General features: G+C 56.8%; 14 protein-coding genes and 1 pseudogene. 9 read left to right on the top strand and 6 right to left on the bottom strand.

Translation table 11 applies throughout. The features are described 5' to 3' along the window. The first annotated feature begins 18 nt into the window (after positions 1-18). From ACOKCT_RS19090 to ACOKCT_RS19070, 5 genes and pseudogenes are all read left to right on the top strand, one after another. A complete protein-coding gene (locus ACOKCT_RS19090) occupies positions 19-8,550 on the top strand; it encodes a hemagglutinin repeat-containing protein (RefSeq protein WP_420193784.1) in 8,532 nt (2,843 codons plus the stop codon). A gap of 332 nt (positions 8,551-8,882) precedes the next feature. Then, positions 8,883-9,377, top strand: coding sequence for a DUF2569 domain-containing protein (locus ACOKCT_RS19085; protein ID WP_420193783.1), 495 nt, complete (start codon positions 8,883-8,885; stop codon positions 9,375-9,377). A 63-nt stretch (positions 9,378-9,440) separates the two neighbouring features. After that, a pseudogene (locus ACOKCT_RS19080) lies at positions 9,441-9,776 on the top strand (VENN motif pre-toxin domain-containing protein); the annotation flags it as partial. A gap of 366 nt (positions 9,777-10,142) precedes the next feature. Then, positions 10,143-11,093 (top strand): alpha/beta hydrolase, encoded by a 951-nt coding sequence (locus tag ACOKCT_RS19075; RefSeq protein WP_420193782.1) that lies wholly within the window; start codon positions 10,143-10,145, stop codon positions 11,091-11,093. A gap of 162 nt (positions 11,094-11,255) precedes the next feature. Further along, positions 11,256-11,816: an Ail/Lom family outer membrane beta-barrel protein gene (locus ACOKCT_RS19070; protein ID WP_103177562.1), complete on the top strand. Its 561-nt coding sequence runs from the start codon at positions 11,256-11,258 to the stop codon at positions 11,814-11,816. 68 nt (positions 11,817-11,884) lie between these two features. Here the strand turns inward: ACOKCT_RS19070 and fabY are convergent, their stop codons facing one another. The 6 genes from fabY to ACOKCT_RS19040 all read right to left on the bottom strand — a co-directional run bounded on the left by fabY (position 11,885) and on the right by ACOKCT_RS19040 (position 16,630). Next, positions 11,885-12,826 carry a fatty acid biosynthesis protein FabY gene (gene fabY / locus ACOKCT_RS19065; protein WP_032615389.1) on the bottom strand — a complete coding sequence of 314 codons (942 nt, stop codon included), beginning with the start codon at positions 12,824-12,826 and terminating at the stop codon, positions 11,885-11,887. Positions 12,827-12,870: 44 nt separating this feature from the next. Continuing rightward, a complete protein-coding gene (gene dtd / locus ACOKCT_RS19060; RefSeq protein WP_103177564.1) occupies positions 12,871-13,308 on the bottom strand; it encodes a D-aminoacyl-tRNA deacylase in 438 nt (145 codons plus the stop codon). Further along, positions 13,305-14,186 (bottom strand): virulence factor BrkB family protein, encoded by an 882-nt coding sequence (locus ACOKCT_RS19055; RefSeq protein ID WP_114316354.1) that lies wholly within the window; start codon positions 14,184-14,186, stop codon positions 13,305-13,307. Before ACOKCT_RS19055 ends, dtd begins: the two co-directional genes overlap by 4 nt. Continuing rightward, positions 14,180-14,779 (bottom strand): glucose-1-phosphatase, encoded by a 600-nt coding sequence (gene yihX / locus ACOKCT_RS19050; protein ID WP_103177566.1) that lies wholly within the window; start codon positions 14,777-14,779, stop codon positions 14,180-14,182. Before yihX ends, ACOKCT_RS19055 begins: the two co-directional genes overlap by 7 nt. A 119-nt stretch (positions 14,780-14,898) precedes the next feature. Beyond that, positions 14,899-15,699, bottom strand: a complete 801-nt coding sequence (locus tag ACOKCT_RS19045; RefSeq protein WP_156655399.1) for a DeoR/GlpR family DNA-binding transcription regulator — start codon at positions 15,697-15,699, stop codon at positions 14,899-14,901. A gap of 34 nt (positions 15,700-15,733) precedes the next feature. Further along, entirely contained in the window at positions 15,734-16,630 is an 897-nt protein-coding gene (locus ACOKCT_RS19040) for a sugar kinase (protein ID WP_156655400.1), read from the bottom strand. Positions 16,631-16,785: 155 nt separating this feature from the next. On the opposite strand from ACOKCT_RS19040, the gene yihU reads away from it, so the two are divergent. From yihU to ACOKCT_RS19020, 4 genes are read left to right on the top strand one after another with little or no spacing between them, the layout of a single operon-like run. Beyond that, positions 16,786-17,676, top strand: a complete 891-nt coding sequence (yihU, locus tag ACOKCT_RS19035) for a sulfolactaldehyde 3-reductase (RefSeq protein WP_159340287.1) — start codon at positions 16,786-16,788, stop codon at positions 17,674-17,676. Positions 17,677-17,693: 17 nt separating this feature from the next. After that, positions 17,694-18,569 (top strand): sulfofructosephosphate aldolase, encoded by an 876-nt coding sequence (gene yihT / locus ACOKCT_RS19030; protein WP_103177570.1) that lies wholly within the window; start codon positions 17,694-17,696, stop codon positions 18,567-18,569. A gap of 14 nt (positions 18,570-18,583) precedes the next feature. Next, positions 18,584-19,825, top strand: coding sequence for a sulfoquinovose isomerase (gene yihS / locus ACOKCT_RS19025; RefSeq protein WP_156655404.1), 1,242 nt, complete (start codon positions 18,584-18,586; stop codon positions 19,823-19,825). Between the two features lie 17 nt (positions 19,826-19,842). Beyond that, positions 19,843-21,867, top strand: a complete 2,025-nt coding sequence (locus tag ACOKCT_RS19020; RefSeq protein ID WP_420193781.1) for an alpha-glucosidase — start codon at positions 19,843-19,845, stop codon at positions 21,865-21,867. The last annotated feature ends 37 nt before the right edge of the window (positions 21,868-21,904 follow it).

The raw sequence follows: 21,904 nt of genomic DNA, 5'->3' as shown, positions 1-21,904 counted from the left end.
AAATAAAAGGATTTTCACATGAACAAACTTCTTTACCGTATCGTCTTCAACAAAGCGCGCGGCATGCTGATGGTGGTATCGGAGCTTGCCCGTGGCTGTTCCGGCAGCGCGCCCTCTTCCGGGATTTCGCATAACCACCAGCACCTTATCTGCCGTATAGGTGCGATTAGCCTCGGTCTGTGGCTGGCAAGCGGTGCGATAGCGGTACAGGCGGCCGGGATTGTGGCGGATCAATCGGCGCCGAATAAACAGCAGGCGACCATCATCAGCACCGCCAATGGTACACCGCAGGTGAATATCCAGACGCCATCTGCAGGAGGCGTCTCCAGGAATACTTATAGCCAGTTCGACGTCGGCCAGAACGGGGTCATCCTTAACAACTCTCATAAAAATACCGCTACCCAGCTTGGCGGAATGGTCGCTGCCAACCCATGGCTGGCCAAAGGCGAGGCGAAAATTATCCTCAACGAGGTTAACGCTCGCAATCCAAGCCAGCTTAACGGCTTTATCGAAGTGGCAGGCCAAAAAGCGGACGTGGTCATCGCCAGCCCGTCGGGCATTACCTGTAATGGCTGCGGATTTATCAATGCCGGACGCGCCACGCTCACCACCGGTACCGCGCAGATGCAGAACGGAAAGATAACCGGCTATCAGGTTGAGCAAGGTGAAATTCACATTAACGGCAACGGGCTGGATTCAACCGGCCAGAACCACACCGATATTATTGGTCGTGCGGTGAAGGTAAACGCCGCCATTCATGCTCAGGATTTACGTGTGACAACCGGGCGTAACCGCGTCGATGCTGCTCATGAACAGATCGACGCGCTCGCGGATAACGGCACGGCAAAACCCAGCCTGGCGCTGGATGTCTCGCAAGTGGGCGGCATGTACGCGGGGAAAATTCGCCTTCGCGGGACGGAAAAAGGCGTCGGCGTACGTAATGCGGGCAACATCGGCGCAGAAGCCGGAATGGTCACCCTCTCCGCCGATGGACAAATCCAGAACAGCGGCGCCGTCTGGTCTTCAGAAGATATTGCCATCTCTGGCACCGCCGAGGTGCAGAACAGCGGATCTATCGCCGCTCAGCATAATGTCAGCCTCACAGGCAAAACGATTACCAACACCGGTACCTTGGCCGCAGGCGTTCAGCCAGACGGCACAATGGGCAGCGGTGGAGATCTGATGCTCAGCGCCAGCGGTAAGCTAGAACTGCACGGACAGAATCTGGCCGGTGGTAACCTGAACGCCTCCGGCCAAGGTTTGGACGCTTCCGGCAGCCTGACGCAGGCGAAAAACATTACCCTCAACTCTGGACAAGGCGATCTAAGTACCGCCAGCGCACAGATTGTGGCGGATGACACGCTTAGCGCCATAACGCCCGGCACCCACGATAACCGCAGCGGCCTGCTGGCTGCCGGGAAACTCACGCTTACGGCGAAAGCGTTACTGAACCAGAAAGGTCAGATCAGCCAGAGCGGGACAGAGGCGCTGGCACTCAACCAACAGGGCGGAATCGATAACCGCGACGGCATGATTGCCGCCAATGCCGCGATAACTGTGAATACCGCCTCGCTGGATAACCGTAAAGGCCACATTCTGGCGGCTGAGATGGGCAGTCTTTCATTGCAGACAACCGGCGGAGTGGATAACCACGAGGGCGTGCTGGCTGCCGCGCAAAACGTCAGCGTGACGACAGACACATTGCGCAATGACGACGGGCTTATCAGTGCTGAAAACGGCCACATCGCACTCACCAGTAAAAACCAGGTAACGAACGTCGGCGGGCAAATCGCTGCCCGCAGCACCCTGGCCCTCGACAGCGGCGCACTGAATAACGACGAAGGGCTTATCCAGTCCGGCGCAGGAATGGCCATCAATACTCACGGTAGCCGCCTTTCAAACAAAAATACCCTCGCCACGGGGGGCATCGTCAGTGTTGGTGAGCTGAATATTCACGCCAGCGCCATCGATAACCAGCTCGGCGCCATCCACGCAGGGGGAGCACTGAACGCCAGTACCGAAACGCTGGACAACACGCAGGGAGTGCTGGTCTCTGGCGATAACGCGCGTCTGGAAACGGCCGGGATCGTCAATCAGCAAGGGACTATGGTTGCTCAACGCGATCTCAGCCTTACTGCGCAACGGCTGGATAACGACAGCGGCGGGCTGGTGCAGAGCGGTGGCGATCTCACGCTAAACAGTGAACATATCAGCAACCGCGACAGCGGGGACGCGGGCGGGATCGTCAGTCAGGGAAATATGTCGATCACCACAAACGACCTGCAAAACAATACCGGGGTCGTGCTGGCAGGAAAAGGGGCGACGGTGAACGCCGCCCGCTTCAGCAATATCGCTGGCAAGCTGGTCGCACTGGAGGCGCTGAAGCTCGCAACACAAAGCGATACGGATAACCGCGAGGGGATTATTCAGGGCACAGGCATCTCCCTTGATACGCACGGCCATCTGCTGAATAACCAGCAGGGCACGCTCTATAGCCTGGCGGCGATGCAGCTGGCAACGGGTGAGCTGAACAACCAGAACGGCACACTCGGGGCGAAGGGCGACGTTACGCTGAAGGCAACTTCGCTGGACAACCGTACCGGTGGGCGCGTGGTAAGCGAACAGGCGATCGCGTTGGATCTTGAGCGTGTGGATAACCAGCAGGGTGAGATACAGTCTCTCGGCAACCTGATGGTTAACGCCGTATCCGGGCTTATCGACAACACCCTGGGGCTGATGCGCAGCGGCGCTACGGTGACGCTTCACGCCGCTTCCCTGGTTAACCGCAACACCCAGGCGGCGGAGAAAGGTATAGAGGGGCTGGAGATAAAAATCGTCAGCCAGCAGCTCGATAACACCCAAGGAACGGTGCTTTCCGGCGATACGCTGGATATTGCTAACGCCGGAACCCTTGATAATACCCAGGGCGAACTGTCTGCCGCAGGGGAACTGTCGCTGAGCGGTGCGGCTCTGCGCCTTGTCAACACTGGCGGCGTGACGTTAGCCGGTGAGAAGGCCACCATTGACGCGGAGGAGCTGACGGGAGATGGGCGATTGCTTTCGCTCGGGGAGATGACCATCAACACGCGTCAGGCCTTTGACAACCAGGGGGATGTCATCGCCAATGATAATCTCACCTTTACCACGCTGGGCAGCGTGACCAACAGCGGCAACCTGCTGGCAGGTGAGAAGCTTAACTTCAGCGCCGCCAGCCTGCTGAATACCACGACTGGTGAGATTGCCGCTGGCGCGACGTGGCTTACGGTCACCGCTGATCTCAACAATTACGGCCTTATCGACGGTAGCCAGACGTGGCTTAAAGCAGGCACGCTGACCAACGCCGGAACGGGTCGCATCTATGGCGATCATCTTTCACTCCAGGCGGCCACGCTAAACAACCTCGCGCAAGGTGAAAAAGCGGCAACCATCGCCGGTCGTCAACGCGTGGACATCGGTGCGGACACAATCAACAACCGCGACCACGCGCTTATCTACAGCGATGGCGCGCTGGCTATCGGCGGTCAGGTGAACGAAAACGGCTTTGCCACCGGCCAGGCACGCACGTTGAACAACCACAGCGCGACCATTGAATCTGCTGGCGATATGATCCTTTCTGTCAGCCAGCTCAATAACATCAACGATCATTTCAGCACCGAAATGCAGTGGATCTCCACCGAGCAGATGCACGAGTACCAGCATAAGGGATCGCCTGACCGCTGGGACGCCAGCACTGAAGGCGTGTTTGTCGACCGCAACTCTGCTGACAAGCTGTTGAACCTCAACACGCCGGATGATACCGGGGCCAATAATGACAACTTTTACGAGTACAACTATACCCGCACCATTGAAGAGGAGGTGATTGTAGAGAGCGACCCGGGCAAGATCCTCTCGGGCGGCCAGATGGTCATCAGCGCGAACCACGTTCTGAACGACAAAAGCCAGATTGTGGCGGGAGGAACGCTCGGTATCTTCGCCGATACGGTAGATAACGTGATGCCAGAAGGCAGCCGGTGGATCAGCGATGAAGGTTCCGTGACCCACTACAGCCGTAAGTCCAAAAAAGGCGGCGACTCGCAGGGCAAAAGCACCTCAGACTATGTGCCACCCACGGTGATCCAGTCGATTACCCTCTCACCCGGCAGGATGGACGGCAACAGCCAGGCCGAAGGTAGCGGCATGACCCTCTCCCCCGCCACCGCACGCGGGACAGATGCCGTGCTCAATGGAACCGGTGACCTGTCCGTCGGTGTGGATGTGGCCTCGCCGGAATCACCTGCCAGCGATACGTCAGGAAAATGGATCGAAACGCCTGCCAGCGGCGCGGAGAATGGCGTGATCCGCGCGATCGCTCCCGATACACGTCTGCCGGATACCAGCCTGTTCAACACCCTACCGGCGCCGGAGGCCCATTATCTGATTGAAACCGATCCGCGATTTACAAACAATAAAATGTGGCTGGGTAGCGACTACATGCAGGACGCATTCGCGCTGAACCATGACAACATGCACAAACGTCTGGGTGACGGTTACTACGAACAGCGGCTGGTTCGTGAGCAGATCATTGCCCTGACAGGCGGCCGTTACCTGGGCGATCACCGTGACGACGAAACACAATTCAGAGCGCTGATGGATGCAGGCATTGCCTTCGGCAAGGCGCATCAGCTCATACCTGGCGTGGCGCTCACTGCCGAACAGATGAGCCTGCTGACAGAAGATATGGTGTGGCTGGTCAATACCCGCGTGCAGCTTGCAGATGGAAGCTGGCAGACGGTAATGGTGCCGCAGGTGTATGTTCGCGTACAGCCGGGCGACGTTAACGGTTCTGGCGCGCTGATGGGCGGCCAGAACGTAGTGATGAACCTGAACCGCGATCTGGTGAACAGCGTTACGCTTCATGGCCGGGAGGTGGTACAGCTTAGCGCAGACATGCTTACCAACCGCGCCGGCACGATTCAGGGAGCGGACGTCAGCCTGCTGGCCCGCACGGATATCAACAATATCGGCGGTACGATTTCCGGCCACAATTCAGTGCTGGCGACTGCCGGACGTGATATCAACCTCACTACCACCACCCGCAGCGCAGAAAGCACGACCGGTAAAAACAGCTTTGAGCGCACCACTATTGAGCGCGTGGCGGGTATCTACGTGCAGGGGGATGACGGCAAGCTGGTGCTAAACGCGGGGCAGGATCTCAACCTGACCGCCGCGCAGGTCGTTAACAGCGGCAGCGACGGCCAGACGATACTTAACGCCGGACGCGATCTGAACCTTGCTACCGTGACCACCTCAGCCAGCGATAACCTGACGTGGGATAAAGATAACTGGCTGAAGCAGGCCACCCTGCAGCAGGCGGGCAGCGAGGTGGCGGGCGAAGGCTCGCTCCTGATGATGGCCGGACGCGACGTTAACGCCGAAGCAGCCTCCGTCGAGGCGGGCAAAAGCCTCGGCGTCAGCGCAGGTCGCGACATTTCTATCGTGGCCGCCACCGATCGCAGCGAATTCGAGTCGCACCATAAATCCACCCGCAGTAGCAGCGCATTCTCTAAAAAAACCATTACTACCCACGATGTGGTGAACAGCGAGACAGCGCAGGGCTCCCTCTTCAGCGGCGACAGCGTAACCATGCAGGCAGGACGTGACCTGCTCGTTCAGGGCAGCGATGTTGTCGGTGATAACGATCTCCGCCTCTCGGCGCAGAACAACCTGACCATCACCACGGCGGAAGAGCGCAGCCAGGAAAGCCATAAGCGGCAGGAGAAAAGGTCCGGCTTCTCCGGCACGGGCGGCATCGGCTTTAGCTACGGCAGCAACACTCTGAAGGTGACGGATGATGCGCAGAATGTATCTCACCGGGGCAGCACAATCGGCTCGGTTAATGGCGACGTCACGCTGACTGCCGGTAATGCGCTTCAGGTGAACGGCTCCGATCTGGTGGCCGGTCACGACATGACGCTGGCAGGTAAAGACGTGCGCATCGTCGCTGCCACGGAGAGCAGCAGCCAGACCCATACGGTCGAGCAGAAATCCTCAGGCCTGACGCTGGCCCTGTCTGGCAGTGCGGGCAGCGCGCTCGACAGCGCCGTACGTACAACGACACGCGCCAGTGAAGCCGACAGCGGTCGTCTGGCGGCCCTTCAGGCGGTGAAAGCGGGGCTTTATGGCGTGCAGACGTCACAGGCGTTACGCCTGGACCAGGCCACCGGCGACCAGAAAGGCAACGATAACACTGTGGGCATCAGCCTTTCTTACGGCTCTCAGTCGTCAAAAACGACTCAGACCCGTGAGCAGACACACGCCAGCGGAAGCAGCCTGACCGCCGGGAACAACCTCACCGTGGTAGCCACTGATGGCGATGTGCTGGTACAGGGCAGCAGCCTTGCGGCAGAGAACGATATGCTGATTCAGGCTAGCCGCGACGTAAACCTTATCTCCGCACAAAATACCTCCCGGCTCGACGGTAAAAATGAGAGCCACGGCGGCAGCGCGGGGGTCGGTATTGGCTATGGCTCCGGCGGTGCGGGCATTAATTTCTCTGCTGGCCTCAATGCCGGTAAAGGTAAGGAGAAAGGCAATTCCACCACTTACACCGAAACCACGCTGAACACCGGGAATAATCTCGTGATTGTGAGCGGGCGCGACACCACCCTGAGAGGCGCACAAGCCAGCGGGGAACACATAGTGGCGGACGTTGGCCGCAATCTTACCCTGCAAAGCCAGCAGGACACCGACAGCTATAACAGCACTCAGAAGGGCATCAACGCAGGCGGCAACTTCAGCCTCGGGACGATGACCGGCTCGGGTGGCATCAGCGCCAGTCGCGATAAAATGGACAGCGATTACAAATCAGTGCAGGAGCAGACCGGGCTCTTCGCGGGTGACGGCGGCTTTGATATCCGCACGGGCGGCCACACCCAGCTGGATGGCGCCGTTATTGCCTCCACCGCGGCAGCTGAAAACAACCGCCTCGACACCGGGACCCTGGGCTGGCGGGATATCCGCAACCACGCGGAGTATTCGGTTGAGCATCAGAGCGCGGGCTTCAGTTCGGGCGGGGCCAGCATCGACGGCCAGTTCACCGGCAATATGGCCAGCAACCTGCTGGCCGGCATTAACAACCATGACAGCGCCGAAAGCACCACCCGCTCCGCCGTCGCGCAGGGCGATATCATCATCCGCGACCCGGCCAGCCAGACGCAGGATACCGCCCGCCTCTCCCGCGACACGGCGAATGCCAACGATACCGTCGGCGTTATCTTCGACAAAGCGCGCGAGCAGCGCAGGCTCGACGAAGCGCAGCTTATCAGCGATATCGGCGGTCAGATGTCGGACATTGCCCGCACCGAAGGCCAGATTGCGCAGCAAAAAGCCATGAAGGACCCCGCCGCCCTGCGTGCCGCCGAAGAGCAGCTCAGGGCCGGAGGCAACGCCAGCCCGACGCCGCAGGAGATTGCGGAACAGGCGGGCCGGACGGCGATGGCGGAGTACGGCACCGGCAGCGATATCCAGCGGGCCATCCAGGCCGCCACCGCCGCCGTGAAGGGTGCGGCCGGAGGCGACCTCAGCGCCGCGCTGGCCGGGGCAGCTGCGCCGTACGTGGCGGAGGTTATCGGGCACCGTTCCGGGCTGGAGGACGGCATGGAAAAAGCCGCGGCCCATGCGGTGGCGAATGCTGCCCTCGCCGCCATGCAGGGGCAGAGCGCCCTGGCGGGAGCAGCAGGTGCCGTGGCCGGGGAGCTGGCAGGCTCGATTGCGAAGGAGATGTACGGGAAGGAGGTGGCTGAGCTGAGTGAAAGCCAGAAGCAGACCATCAGCAGCCTGGCAACCATCGCGGCGGGTATTGCGGGCGGCCTGGCGGGTGACGGCACGGCAGCGGCGCTGGCCGGGGCGCAGAGCGGGAAGACGGTGGTTGAGAATAATTCGCTGGCGCATGTCCTGGCGGCTATAGAGGCCAACAAGCCGGGAACCGTTGATTCATGGACAAAAGAGCAGCAGGAGCAAATCAGGGAAGCGTGCAGTAGTGGAACACCGGTGTCGTGTGAAACAGCGGTAGCTGCAATGGGAAGTGCAATGGCGTGGCCGCTATTGCCGGGAGCCGCAGCTACGACCAGCCTGATTGGGGCCGGTGCCAATGCAGGAGTGGGCATGCTGATTAATCATGAAATAAATCCGAATGACGTCATTCTGGGTTACTGGACTGGTGCATTGACAGCCGGAACAGGCTTGTGGGGCACTATGGCAGTAAATGCAGGCAGCGGAGCGACGTCCAGTTACCTGAAAGAAGATGATCCGTTAATTGGTGGAGCAATGAGCGGTATGGCTTCCGGGCTGGGTTATGGTGCCGGTAAGGTGCTTCAGGGGCAACTCGATAAGTTTATTAACCCAAACTGGAAAAACTGGGGATGGGTTGATGTTGGCATGGGTATATCCAAACCTTTGCCGTTAGATCCGTTGCCAGGAGTTGCAGGAAATATATTCGGTTCCGGGACAACTGAATTTTCAAATGATCAGGCCGGAAAATGGATTAATGTTCATTCGGAGGCGCAGAAATGAAAAGTAAAAAAATTAATTGGTTATTTACTTTCTTGTATCTCAACTTAGCTCTTGTGCTAGTTTTTTCCCTATGGTTTATGCTCGTCCAGATTGGGACAGAGTTCTTTTATTCATTGTATTACTCAGTTAATTTTAGCTTTCTAAATATTAACTTTATAAAAGCAATAAAAACTGGCGTATTTTGTGGGGTTCTTTCAGGGTCTGGCTGTTGGTGGATTTATTACCAACGCTACAGGAAAAGTAAAAAAAGATGACATAGCAATCCCCATCCATGTGATGGGGGTACAAAACCAAACATTATCGCCACACCATGAATGAACGAGGGAATAAAAATGGAATGTATAAAATGTAAAATCATAGAAGCAAACAAAACGTCTGGATTGTGTGATGCTTGTGAGAAAGAGGAATTAAGCAAAATTAATGGACTACTGTATCTTCCTGCTTTGGGGCTCATCTTGGGTGTTATTGGTAGTGCTAATGGACTTTACAGCTTCACCATGACTGCATTCAATCATTTTAATGAAATTGGTTTTTTATCTTATTACGCTATGGGAGCATTTTCGTTTCTGATATATGGATTCATTATTTCTCTTTATGCAGCATGGTTGTTTTTTAGACACAAAAAAGGAACTCGAAAAATAATGATCACTTATTATGCAACAGGATTAATTATTGCTCTCTACTTTACTGTATTACCTGCTATTCTTTTTAACGTGCAGCTGAATTCAGATGACATAAGATTATTAGTAAGTGGAATACTTGGTGTGGTTATATGGATGCCTTATTTTATTTTTTCCAAAAGAATTAATATGGTTTTTTGTCGATAACTATATCTAACTTAATGACTTTGTTGTTGAGAATAACTTAATGAAGAAAAGTAAGGATACGCGTACGTGGCGGAGGTCATCGGGCACCGTTCCGGGCTGGAGGACGGCATGGAAAAAGCCGCGGCCCACGCGGTGGCGAATGCCGCCCTCGCCGCCATGCAGGGGCAGAGCGCCCTGGCGGGCGCAGCAGGTGCCGTGGCCGGGGAGCTGGCAGGCTCGATTGCGAAGGAGATGTACGGGAAGGAGGTGGCTGAGCTGAGTGAAAGCCAGAAGCAGACCATCAGCAGCCTGGCAACCATCGCGGCGGGTATTGCGGGCGGCCTGGCGGGTGACGGTACGGCTGCGGCAGTGGCCGGGGCGCAGAGCGGGAAGACGGTGGTTGAGAATAATTCGCTGGCGCATGTCCTGGCGGCTATAGAGGCCAACAAGCCGGGAACCGTTGATTCATGGACAAAAGAGCAGCAGGAGCAAATCAGGGAAGCGTGCAGTGGGAACCCACCTGTATCCTGTGAAACCGTTGTGACCGCGATTGGGTGCGCGAGCAGCGCAGGCTCGACGAGGCGGAAGTTATCGACCACCCTCCGGGCTAGCAGACAGTATGAAAAAGACGCCGCTTACGCCTCATACATTGAAGCGCATTCAAACCGTTGTATTCGCATTTGCGAGCCGCTTTCCAGATTCTAATCCTCATCACCATCCTCTGTTTTCATCTGCATAAAACCAGGCTATAACGCTGTGTATCCATACAGGAAAAGGAAGGCATCTATGGCACTGGAAAAGGGTATTAATAAACTGGTTCAGGAATTTATCACCGCAGGGCGACCTTCTTCTCGTCGCCAGAATATTGATGACCGGAGAGCGGGTTACGTTGCCAGTACAGTGCTTGCCGGAGAGAAAGAAACCCGTGTACAGGTGACAAAGCTTGAACTCGACGGAATTATTTTTCGCATATTCTCACCGCTCAATGCACCCGCAACGCTGCCTGCCGTTATCTATTATCATGGGGGTTGTTTTGTTAGTGGCGGCTTCGATACGCATGATAACCAGCTGCGTCAGCTGGCTTATTACGGCAACTGCCGGGTCATTGCGGTGCAATACCGGCTCGCACCAGAGCACACCTTTCCGGCTGCTCACGATGACGCTGAGAAAGGGGCAAACGTGCTCTGGCAAAACGCTGAACGGTTGGGGGTGGATAAAAACCGTATCACCCTTTGCGGAGACAGCGCGGGCGGACACCTGGCCCTGGTCACTGCGCTGCGGCTCAAAACCACGGGTTTGTGGCAGCCTGCACAGCTGATTCTTATCTATCCTATGCTCGACGCAACGGCCTGTTTTGAAAGCTACACCCGCAATGGTTTGGACTACGTAATTACCCGCGACACGCTACTCAGCGGTTACGACATGTATCTTCTTCATACCGAGCGCCAACATCCTGAAGCCAGCCCATTGTGGCGGGACGATTTTTATGGCCTGCCGAAAACTCATATCATTACCGCCGAATATGACCCATTGTGCGACGAAGGCGAAGCCTTGCATCATCACCTGATCGATCAAGGGGTGAACTCTACCTGTCAACGCTGGTCTGGCGTGATCCACGGCTTCTTTCAACTGGGTGGGATTAGCCAGGCTGCCCGGGATGTTATTCAGGATATAGCCTGGCGAGCGAGTACCGCAGCAGGGTCTCTGCATGGTGAGCAGACAAAGAAAACGAATTAAGAAATCCCACATTGGTGATAAAGCAATTAAGGTTTGCACCCGCAAAGCTAGCAACGCAAAATAAATCGCCCAAGGCAGTGTGATAAAGGGAAAATAATCTTCACGCTCCCCTCTTACCATCATTATTAAATATTTAGTTTCTTTGATTAATGGATTACATCAATGAATAAAAGCGCTCTGGTAATTTTACTGGCTGCCTCTCTGACCAGCAGCCTGGCCTTTGCAAATCATCACACCTTTTCTTTAGGCTACGCGCACAGCGACGTAAAAGATTTTGACAACCTGAACGGCGTTAACGTCCAGTATCGCTATGAATTTGATTCACCGATCGGCCTTCTTGGCTCTTTTACCTGGATGAAAACGCACACTAAACAAGATTATTTAGCAACCCGCGACATTGTTCACAATGATATAGACGTAAATTACTACTCTTTGCTGGCAGGACCGGCGTACCGCATTAATGACTATGTTTCACTCTATGCCCTCGGCGGTACCGCATGGGTAAAAGCGTCCGGGAATACCCGCTGGGTGAATTATGGTCATAATGAAGTGCACCATGACGGTATTTCCGAGCGATCAGCGTCTTTCGCCTGGGGAGTGGGAATGGTGATGAACCCGGTCGATAATCTCTCCATTAATCTCGGCTATGAAGGCACAAAAGCCAGTATGGATCGCGACTATTCAATTAATGGTTTTAACGTGGGCATGGGCTATCGTTTTTAAGTCATTAGCCTGACGATATGAAAGTGAGAGTTACCTCTTTTACCACCGGTAACTCTCGAACCCGGACACTACTCCTCCTCGTTCCCGCCCTCTTCATACGCGCCATACGGCTTCGCAGGAAGAACGATATAGGTCCCTTCAAACACCGCGCCCGGTGTTTCATCGCCGAACAGTTCGACCTGCATCTGCACACGTGCCTTGCGGCCTCGCGCCAGGCGGTCGAGATCGCCACCCAGGGCACCCAGGTCGGCGACTGCGCTCGGCTTGCCGCTGATTGGCGCGCTGTAGCGAATATGGGCGTCGGCCAGAATGATGGTGCCACCAAGATGGCGCTCGCGCAGCATGAGCCAGATAAGCCCCCAACCGGTGAGCGTCGCCAGCGAGAAGAGGCTGCCGGCAAACAGGGTGTGGTGCGGGTTCTGGTTGCCGATCTCCGGCATGGTGGTGATAAATTTTTGCCCGGTGTACTGCTGAATGCGCACCCCCATCTTTTCGCTCAGGGGGATGTGCTGATACCAGGCCTGCTGTAGCTGTCCACACCAGTCGGCGCGGTGCAGAATATCATCCAGCGAGGCGATGGGTTTGATCATCAAAAAATGACGAATCGGGGTGGTTTGCGGGGTGGTGATTTCGCCCTGGTTTATGAAACCCAGCTTGGCAAAAAACTCTACCGCGTCTTCGCGCGCGCTACAGGTGACGCGCTTAACACCCTCCTGGCGGGCTACGGACTCCAGCGTCATCGCCATTAATGTGCCCAGACCTTTATCCTGTACGGAAGGGTGCACCGCCATAAAGCGGATAGAGGCTTCATTATCGGCATTGATATAGAGCCGCCCAACCGCGACAAGATTGCCCTCTTCATCCATCACCATCTGGTGATGCGCCATCGCGTCCCAGGCGTCGCGTTCCGACCCTTTCGGCTGATGTAATGGCTTACGTAACATCTCCCAGCGGAACTGGTAGTAAAGCGCTAACTCTTCTTCCGTTTGCGGTACTCGAAGGTGATACATAGCTGTACTCTCTCTGGTTACCCGCGGCCATACCGTCAGCTCACTCATATCTGGAGCCAGAAAGTGACAGGGCCATCATTTACCAGCGAAACCTGCATATCCGCAGCGAATCGTCCGGTCTGTGTATGCATCTCTTGCTGGCGGCAACGCTCAACAAAGTATTCATAGAGCGCTTCTGCCCGATCCGGCGCCGCCCCTTTAGAAAAGCTGGGGCGCATGCCGCGCTCGGTATCAGCCGCCAGCGTAAACTGTGACACCACCAGCACGCTGCCACCCGCCTGCTGGACGTTAAGGTTCATCTTGCCATCCGCATCGCTGAAGATGCGGTAACCCAACACGCGTTCGCATAAGCGGTTGGCTTTTTGCTCGTCGTCATCCCTTTCGACACCTAACAGGACTAAAAGTCCCGGGCCAATTTCACCCGTCACTTCCCCCTCCACGGTGACGCTGGCACGGGTTACGCGCTGAATCAATGCAATCATGGTTGGTCTGCTTCTCGTTGTTTTTCGGCTTCTGCTGCTTTTTTTAGCTCGCGGTATACCCCGAGAGTGACAGTAATTTCCGCGCCAAGCAAGACGATACACCACGTCCAGTAAACCCAGAGGAACAAAATGGGGATCACTGCTAGCACGCCATAAATCAGTTGATAGGAGGGGAACATGGTGATGTAAAGCGCGAATCCTTTCTTGCCCAGTTCAAACAGCAGAGCGGCAACCAGCGCGCCCACCATCGCATCCCGGTTAGGCACGCGCGTCGTAGGCACAATACTGTATAGCAGCCAGAAAGCGAGCCAGGAGAGGAACAGCGGAAAGATCCGCAGCACATCGTCAATCACGCTGTTGAGATCGCTGGCCCAACGCAAAGAGAGCAGATAGGAACTGATCGCCAGACTGGCTCCAGCCAGTAATGGCCCCAGGGTCAGGATCATCCAGTAGACCGCAAACGAGTAAACTTTAGGCCGTGCGCGGGTGCTGCGCCAGATAGTGTTCAGGGCACTATCAATGGCGTACATCAGCAACAGCGCGGTGACAATAAGGCCCACCGCCCCGACCGCCGTCATCTTGCTGGAGTTAGCAACAAACTGCTCAATGTAGTTCTGGATGACATCCCCGGTTGCCGGCATAAAGTTGGCAAAGACAAAATGCCGCAGCTGCAGGCTAACGTCCGAAAACATCGGAAAGGCGGCGAAAAGCGCAAAGATGACCGCCACCAGCGGCACCAGAGAGAGCAACGACACGTAGGCAAGGTTGCCTGCCAGCGTGGTCATGTTGTCCTCATCAATGCGGTGCCAGAGGAGTTTTAGCCACGCACGCAGCGGCCTGGTGTGGTGGCTGGCTTTTTGATGAACGTTTTTTAGCATAACTGCTTCGCAAAGTAGTTCGGTATCGTCTCTTTTCCGGTCACCAGAATTGACGTGATACCTGCCTGGTTAGCTCCCTCTATATTATCGACGTTATCGTCAAAAAAGACGGCATCGGCGGCAGAGAATCCTTCCGCCTGCAGGACGGCCTGATAGATACGCGCCTCCGGCTTACGCATTCCCATCTCCTGAGAGAGATAGATCTTGTCCGCAGCCGCTTTCACTTCGGGATACTCTTCTGGCCAGAAGGTGGTGTGCAGACGATTGGTGTTGGAAAGTATCACCACCCGATGCCCCTGCTCGCGCAGTTTGTGCATGATGGCAATCACTTCAGGGCGGATACCGACAAAGACCGCCTGCCATCCATGGGAAAATTGCTCGTAACTGAGGGGGAGGGCCATCTCATGGCAGAGCTTTTCGGCAAAAACTTCATCCGAAATCTCACCGCGCTCATGCTGATGAAAAGCCTCGCCCATCGTAAAACTTTGTTTAAGCGTCGCCAGCGGCACGCGACTGAAATTACTCCAGGCGCCCAGCACGCGATTGAAGTCGATATCGACAATTACGTTTCCTAAATCAAAGATATAGAGCATTTCTCTCTCCTTGTTTGCCGTGAAAAGTAACTGTAGCGGGAAAGGAGATGTTTGGCTATGCGCCAGCTTCAGCTTAAAGAAAGGAACGGCCCGACGCTCACCGTCGGACCGGAAGAGGGTTAACCCGCCTGCTGTTCGTCGTTTGAATTGACTTCAATGACTTCAACTTTGCTCGATTTAAGGTGCGTTTGCAGCGCGGAGCCGGGTAGCTCGTCAGTAAAGAGCGCCGTCGCCTGCGCCACGTTACCAATTTCAACCGCAGCAGAGGCGTGATATTTCGTATGATCGGCCGCCAGTAAGATATGCCGGGCGTGGGCCATCATGGTTTTCACCACGCTGGCTTCATTGACATCGAACTCCATCATCGCGCCGTCTTGCTCGATCGCGCCGACGCTGGTCACCAGATAATCTGCGCGAAAGCCAGAGATGAACGCCGTGGCGGCAGGCCCGATAATGCCTCCATTGTGCGGGCGCAGCGTGCCGCCGGGGACCATCACCTCAAAACGTGGATTCTTATAAAGAATGTGCGCCACCCGCAGGCTGTTGGTGATGATGCGCAGATGATTATGGTTAAGCAGCGCCCGGGCAACATGCTCTACCGTCGTGCCAATGGTAATAAAAATGGTCGAGCCATCGGGAATGTAGTCGGCAATGGCTTCGGCTATCGCCCGCTTCTCTTCGGTCATGGAGACTTCGCGCTGCTCGAAGGCGGTGTTAACTACGCTGGATGCCCTGCCCGCGCCGCCATGATGACGCGTAATCAGCCCCTGCTGACTCAGCTTGCGAATATCCCGGCGCACCGTTTGCGTGGAGACATCCAGCAGTTGCGCCAGTTCATCAATGTTCATATAGCCACGGTCGGCAATCAGCGTTAGCAGCTGATCGTGACGCGGGTTGCCGGTCAGTTCGGTAAGGCTCATGGGCTGTCCTCTGAAAACCATCACGCCCCGCATTTTATACAAAAAGTGACAAAAAAGAGCGGGTTTGATCACAGTCAGGTATACCAGCCCGTCCGCCAGGCTTCGTGCATTTCAGTGCTGCAACAGCGCTGGCGAAGCGTACCGCTTCCAACGGAGATTGCTTTTGCCCCAGGCCAACCGCCAGCGCACCGTGGAAAACATCCCCCGCCCCGGTGGTATCAACCACCTCTACCTCAAAGCCCGGCTGATGACATAGCGCGCCGTTCTCCAGCCAGAAGCAACCGTCTCGCCCCTGGGTGACATACACATGTCCATTTGTGAGCGTTTGTGCTTTTTTCAGCGCCTCTTCGACTTCCTCCCGTTGCGTTAAACGCCGCAGTCCCGGCGCAGAGAAGGCTGCGTGATCGCTTAAGGTAATCAGCTCCGCGATATCCTGCGGGGTGACATCCGCATCAAGCAGGGTCGGCACGCCCTGCTGGCGGGCAAGGGTAAACGCCTCTCTGGCCCCTTCATGCCAGCGCACGTCTGCTAATACGACGTCCCACTGAGAGAAGTCGATTTCATGCAGCCAGTCTGCCGAAGCAGGGAGATCCGGGCTGGGATAGTTGGCAATGATGCGTTCCCCGCCTGCATCCACCAGCACGGCGGACTGGGACGAGCGGGCACCTTTCACGACGCGCGTATAGCGGGTATTCACCCCCAGGGATTCCAGCTCCGTGAGCAATCTTGTTCCGGTATCGTCGTCCCCCACCCGGCCAATAAAATCCACCTTCGCGCCCAGTTTTGCCGCCGCCACCGCCGCGGTTGCTGCCGGGCCGCCGCCCACTTCCGTATAATTTTTTGCGACATATTTCCCACCTTCCTTTGGTAAATCATCGAGATACCAGATGCGATCCAGCACGGTGATGCCAACACAAACGATGCGAGTCATGGTGATTCCTTCTGCGTTTTCTGTTGCGCTCATTTTAATTTCACCAAATGTTTAAAAAGTGACCCATGTCTATTTTTTGACTATAAATTACAAATACGATCAAAAACAGACAACATAAACGCGCAAAAATTGACAAGATATGACAGGAGAGAGGCATGTCAGCAATCGCATTTATCGGTTTAGGGCAGATGGGCGCGCCAATGGCGAAGAATCTGTTGAAGCAAGGCCACCAGCTTCATGTCTTTGATGTGAACCCCCAGGCGGTTCAGACGCTGGTTGCAAGCGGTGCCCAGGCAGCAACTACGCCCGCGCAGGCTGCAATGGACGCCGAATTCGTTATCACCATGCTGCCCAACGGTGATCTGGTGCGCAGCGTACTGTTCGGCGAGCACGGCGTGTGCGAAGGGTTATCCCGCAATGCGCTGGTGATCGATATGTCCACCATTCATCCCCTGCAAACCGACGCCCTGATCCGCGACATGGCTGAACGCGGCTTCAGCCTGATGGATGTGCCCGTCGGGCGCACCTCTGACCACGCCATCGCCGGCACGCTGCTCCTGCTGGCAGGCGGTACGGCGCAGCAGGTTGAGCGCGCTACCCCCGTCTTAATGGCGATGGGCAATGAGCTGATTAACGCCGGCGGGCCGGGCATGGGCATCCGCGTGAAGCTCATCAATAACTACATGAGTATCGCCCTGAACGCCCTCTCTGCCGAGGCGGCCGTGCTGTGTGAAGCCCTCGGCCTCTCTTTCGAGGTGGCGCTGAAGGTGATGAGCGGCACCCCTGCGGGCAAAGGCCACTTCACCACCTCCTGGCCGAACAAGGTGCTGAAAGGGGATCTTTCTCCCGCCTTTATGATCGACCTTGCACATAAAGATCTGGGGATCGCTCTGGACGTGGCCAACCAGCTCCACGTTCCGATGCCGCTGGGCGCCGCCTCCCGCGAAGTTTACAACCAGGCCCGCGCCGCCGGGCGTGGGCGCGAAGACTGGACAGCCATTCTCGAACAGGTTCGCGCATCCGCCGGGCTGAAAAAATCACACTGATACGAAAGGACTGAGGAATGACGATGTACACCCTGAAAGATATCACCCGACCTTCCGGCGGTTTTGCCATGCTGGCCGTCGATCAGCGCGAAGCGATGCGCCTGATGTTTGCTGCGGCAGGCGCGCCGGTGCCGGTCACGGACCAGCATCTGACGGATTTTAAGGTCAACGCGGCGAAAATTCTGTCGCCATACGCCTCCGCGATCCTCGTCGACCAGCAGTTCTGCTATCGCCAGATCGTGGAGCAGCACGCGGTTGCGAAAAGCTGCGCGATGATTGTGGCCGCTGACGAGTTTATTCCGGGGAACGGTATTCCTGTCGACAGCGTGGTGATCGACAAGAATGTCGACGCGCAGGCGGTCAAACGCGATGGCGGCAAGGCGCTGAAGCTGCTGGTGCTGTGGCGCAGCGACGAAGATCCGCAGCAGCGTCTGGAGATGGTGAAGGCGTTCAACACGCTGTGTCACGACAACGGTCTGTTGAGCATTATCGAGCCGGTGGTGCGTCCGCCGCGCCGCGGTGCCGCGTTTAACCGCGAGCAGGCGATTATCGACGCGGCCAAAGAGCTGGGAGACAGCGGTGCCGATCTCTACAAAGTGGAGATGCCGCTGTTTGGCAAAGGCACGCAGCAGGCGCTGCTGGCGGCCTCGCAGAAGCTCAACGAACAGATCAACATGCCCTGGGTCATCCTCTCCTCCGGCGTGGACGACAAGCTCTTCCCGCGCGCCGTAAGCGTGGCGATGCAGGCGGGCGCGTCAGGCTTTTTAGCTGGTCGCGCCGTCTGGTCATCAGTGATTGGCCTGCCGGACACCGGGCTGATGCTCCGCGATATTTCTGTACCAAAACTACAGCGTCTGGGCGAGATCGTCGACGAAATGATGGCCCGCCGTTAAGAGAGGACCCGAATATGAAATGGTTTAACACCCTGAGCCATAACCGCTGGCTCGAACAAGAGACCGACCGCATTCTCGACTTCGGCAAAAACGCCGCCGTTCCCACCGGCTTTGGCTGGCTGGGCAATAACGGCCAGGTTCGCAGCGATATGGGCACGCATCTGTGGATCACCGCCCGTATGCTGCACGTCTACGCGGTGGCCGCCAATATGGGGCGCCCGGGTGCATACGCCCTGGTTGAGCATGGCATCAATGCCCTGAACGGCCCGCTGCGCGACAAACAGCATGGCGGCTGGTACGCCTGCGTTAACGATGAAGGGGTGATGGATGCCTCCAAGCAGGGCTATCAGCACTTCTTCGTGCTGCTCGGCGCGGCGAGCGCCGTTACCACCGGACATCCGCAGGCGCGCAAGCTGCTGGACGACGCCATCGAGGTGATTGAGCGCTACTTCTGGAGCGAACAGGAGCAAATGTGCCTGGAATCCTGGGACGAAGCCTTCAGCAAAACGGAAGATTACCGTGGCGGCAATGCCAATATGCACGCTGTGGAAGCCTTCCTCATCGTCTATGACGTCACCCACGATCGCAAATGGCTCGACCGCGCCCTGCGCATCGCCTCGGTGATTATTCACGACGTGGCGCGCAAGGGTGAGTATCGCGTTAACGAGCATTTTGACACCAACTGGAACCCGATCCGCGACTACAACATCGATAACCCTGCCCACCGTTTCCGCGCCTACGGCGGTACGCCGGGACACTGGATTGAGTGGGGCCGTCTGATGTTGCATCTGCGCGCCGCACTGGAAGCCCGCTTTGAAACCCCGCCAGCGTGGCTGCTGGAAGACGCAAAAGGACTGTTCCACGCCACCATCCGCGATGCCTGGGCGCCGGACGGGGCCGACGGCTTCGTCTACTCCGTCGGCTGGGATGGTAAGCCTATTGTGCGCGAACGCGTGCGCTGGCCGATCGTCGAAGCGATGGGCACGGCCTATGCCCTCTATACCGTGACCGGCGAGGCGCAGTACGAAGCCTGGTATCAGAAATGGTGGGATTACTGCATCAAATACCTGATGGATTACGAGAACGGCTCCTGGTGGCAGGAGCTGGACACCAACAACGAAGTGACCACCAAAGTCTGGGACGGCAAGCAGGATATTTACCACCTGCTGCACTGCCTGGTGATCCCCCGCCTGCCGCTGGCCCCGGGCTTAGCCCCTGCCGTAGCCGCCGGATTACTGGATAGCCAGGCCAAATAATAAAGACGGAGTTTTCTATGCGTACCCTACACAATATTGATCTGAAAAATAACGAACATGGCTTCACCCTGCGCTGGCAGGACCGTCTGATTTTATCCCACTCCACCGATGAACCTTGCCTGTGGATCGGCGCGGGCGTTGCCGATATCGAAATGTTTCGCGGCAACTTCAGCATCAAAGACAAGCTCAACGAAAAAATCGCCCTGACGGACGCGACCGTTACACAGCAAAGCGCAGGCTGGGCGATCCGCTTCACCCGTGGCGATGCGGTAAGCGCCACGCTGCTGGTAGATCTTGATACGGAAGGCCGCCTGACGTTAAAGCTCAAAAACGATGCCACCCGCCATAACCGCATCTGGCTGCGGCTGGCGGCCCAGCCTGAAGATCATATCTACGGCTGCGGGGAGCAGTTCTCCTACTTCGACCTGCGCGGCAAGCCGTTCCCGCTGTGGACCAGCGAACAGGGGGTGGGCCGCAATAAGCAGACTTACGTGACCTGGCAGGCCGACTGCAAAGAGAACGCGGGCGGGGATTACTACTGGACCTTCTTCCCGCAACCCACCTTTGTGAGCACCCAGAAGTACTACTGCCACGTGGATAACAGCTGCTACATGAACTTCGACTTCAGTGCGCCAGACTTCCACGAGCTGGCGTTCTGGGAAGATAACGCCACGCTGCGCTTCGACTGCGCAGAAACCTATGTCGATCTGCTGGAAAAACTCACCGGCCTGCTGGGGCGTCAGCCGGAGCTGCCGGACTGGGTTTACGACGGGGTGACGCTGGGCATTCAGGGCGGCACCGACGTGTGCCAGCAGAAGCTCGACCTCATGCGCGAAGGTGGCGTGAAGGTGAACGGCATCTGGGCGCAGGACTGGTCCGGCATCCGCATGACCTCCTTCGGCAAACGCGTGATGTGGAACTGGAAGTGGAACAGCGAGCTCTATCCGCAGCTCGATGAGCGTATTGCGCAGTGGAAACAGGAAGGGGTGCAGTTCCTCTCCTATATCAACCCCTACGTCGCCAGCGACAAAGATCTCTGCGAAGAGGCGGCAAAACGCGGCTATCTGACCAAAAATGCCGACGGCAAGGAGTACCACGTCGAGTTCGGCGAGTTCTACGCGGGCGTCATCGACCTGACCAACCCGGAAGCCTACGGCTGGTACAAAGAGGTGATCAAAAAGAACCTGATCGAACTGGGTTGCGGCGGCTGGATGGCCGATTTTGGCGAATATCTGCCAACCGATACCTTCCTGCACAACGGCGTCAGCGCGGAGATCATGCATAACGCCTGGCCTGCCCTGTGGGCGAAATGTAACTACGAGGCGCTGGAAGAGACCGGCAAGCTCGGCGAGATCCTGTTCTTCATGCGCGCGGGTTATACCGGCAGCCAGAAGCACTCGGTGATGATGTGGGCGGGAGATCAGAACGTCGACTGGAGCCTGGACGACGGTCTGGCGTCCGTCGTACCTGCTGCGCTGTCTCTGGCGATGACCGGTCACGGGCTGCACCACAGCGACATCGGCGGCTATACCACCCTGTTCGAGATGAAACGCACCAAAGAGCTGCTGCTGCGCTGGTGCGATTTCAGCGCCTTTACGCCGATGATGCGTACCCACGAAGGCAACCGTCCTGGCGACAACTGGCAGTTCGATGGCGACGCCGAAACCATCGCTCACTTTGCGCGTATGACCACCGTCTTCACCACCCTGAAACCGTATATCAAAGCTGCCGTCGCGCAGAACGCGAAAAGCGGCCTGCCGGTGATGCGCCCGCTGTTCCTGCACTATGAAGAGGACGCGCGCGCCTACACGCTGAAATACCAGTATCTGTTTGGCCGCGATCTGCTGGTGGCGCCCGTGTATGAAGAGGGCCGCCATGACTGGTCGCTCTATCTGCCGCAGGACAGCTGGGTCAATGCGTGGACGGGTGAAACCTGCCAGGGCGGTGATGTGACCGTTGAGGCCCCACTCGGCAAACCGCCGGTCTTCTATCGCCAGCAAAGCGAATGGGCAGATCTGTTTAGCACCTTACGTCATATCTGATAAGGCTCGCCCGCAGGGAGACCTGCGGGCAGACGGA

The organism is Leclercia sp. M-A074-M (assembly GCF_965195605.1).
GTDB lineage: Bacteria > Pseudomonadota > Gammaproteobacteria > Enterobacterales > Enterobacteriaceae > Enterobacter.
This window is presented reverse-complemented; position numbering and strand designations above follow the sequence as displayed.

Coding starts and splice junctions, on each gene's coding strand:
- yihU (WP_159340287.1), top strand. CDS start 16,786: ATGTCAGCAATCGCATTTATCGGTTTAGGGCAGATGGGCGCGCCAATG.
- ACOKCT_RS19090 (WP_420193784.1), top strand. CDS start 19: ATGAACAAACTTCTTTACCGTATCGTCTTCAACAAAGCGCGCGGCATG.
- ACOKCT_RS19055 (WP_114316354.1), bottom strand. CDS start 14,186: ATGCTAAAAAACGTTCATCAAAAAGCCAGCCACCACACCAGGCCGCTG.
- ACOKCT_RS19020 (WP_420193781.1), top strand. CDS start 19,843: ATGCGTACCCTACACAATATTGATCTGAAAAATAACGAACATGGCTTC.
- dtd (WP_103177564.1), bottom strand. CDS start 13,308: ATGATTGCATTGATTCAGCGCGTAACCCGTGCCAGCGTCACCGTGGAG.
- yihX (WP_103177566.1), bottom strand. CDS start 14,779: ATGCTCTATATCTTTGATTTAGGAAACGTAATTGTCGATATCGACTTC.
- ACOKCT_RS19070 (WP_103177562.1), top strand. CDS start 11,256: ATGAATAAAAGCGCTCTGGTAATTTTACTGGCTGCCTCTCTGACCAGC.
- ACOKCT_RS19045 (WP_156655399.1), bottom strand. CDS start 15,699: ATGAGCCTTACCGAACTGACCGGCAACCCGCGTCACGATCAGCTGCTA.
- ACOKCT_RS19040 (WP_156655400.1), bottom strand. CDS start 16,630: ATGACTCGCATCGTTTGTGTTGGCATCACCGTGCTGGATCGCATCTGG.
- yihT (WP_103177570.1), top strand. CDS start 17,694: ATGACGATGTACACCCTGAAAGATATCACCCGACCTTCCGGCGGTTTT.
- yihS (WP_156655404.1), top strand. CDS start 18,584: ATGAAATGGTTTAACACCCTGAGCCATAACCGCTGGCTCGAACAAGAG.
- fabY (WP_032615389.1), bottom strand. CDS start 12,826: ATGTATCACCTTCGAGTACCGCAAACGGAAGAAGAGTTAGCGCTTTAC.
- ACOKCT_RS19075 (WP_420193782.1), top strand. CDS start 10,143: ATGGCACTGGAAAAGGGTATTAATAAACTGGTTCAGGAATTTATCACC.
- ACOKCT_RS19085 (WP_420193783.1), top strand. CDS start 8,883: ATGGAATGTATAAAATGTAAAATCATAGAAGCAAACAAAACGTCTGGA.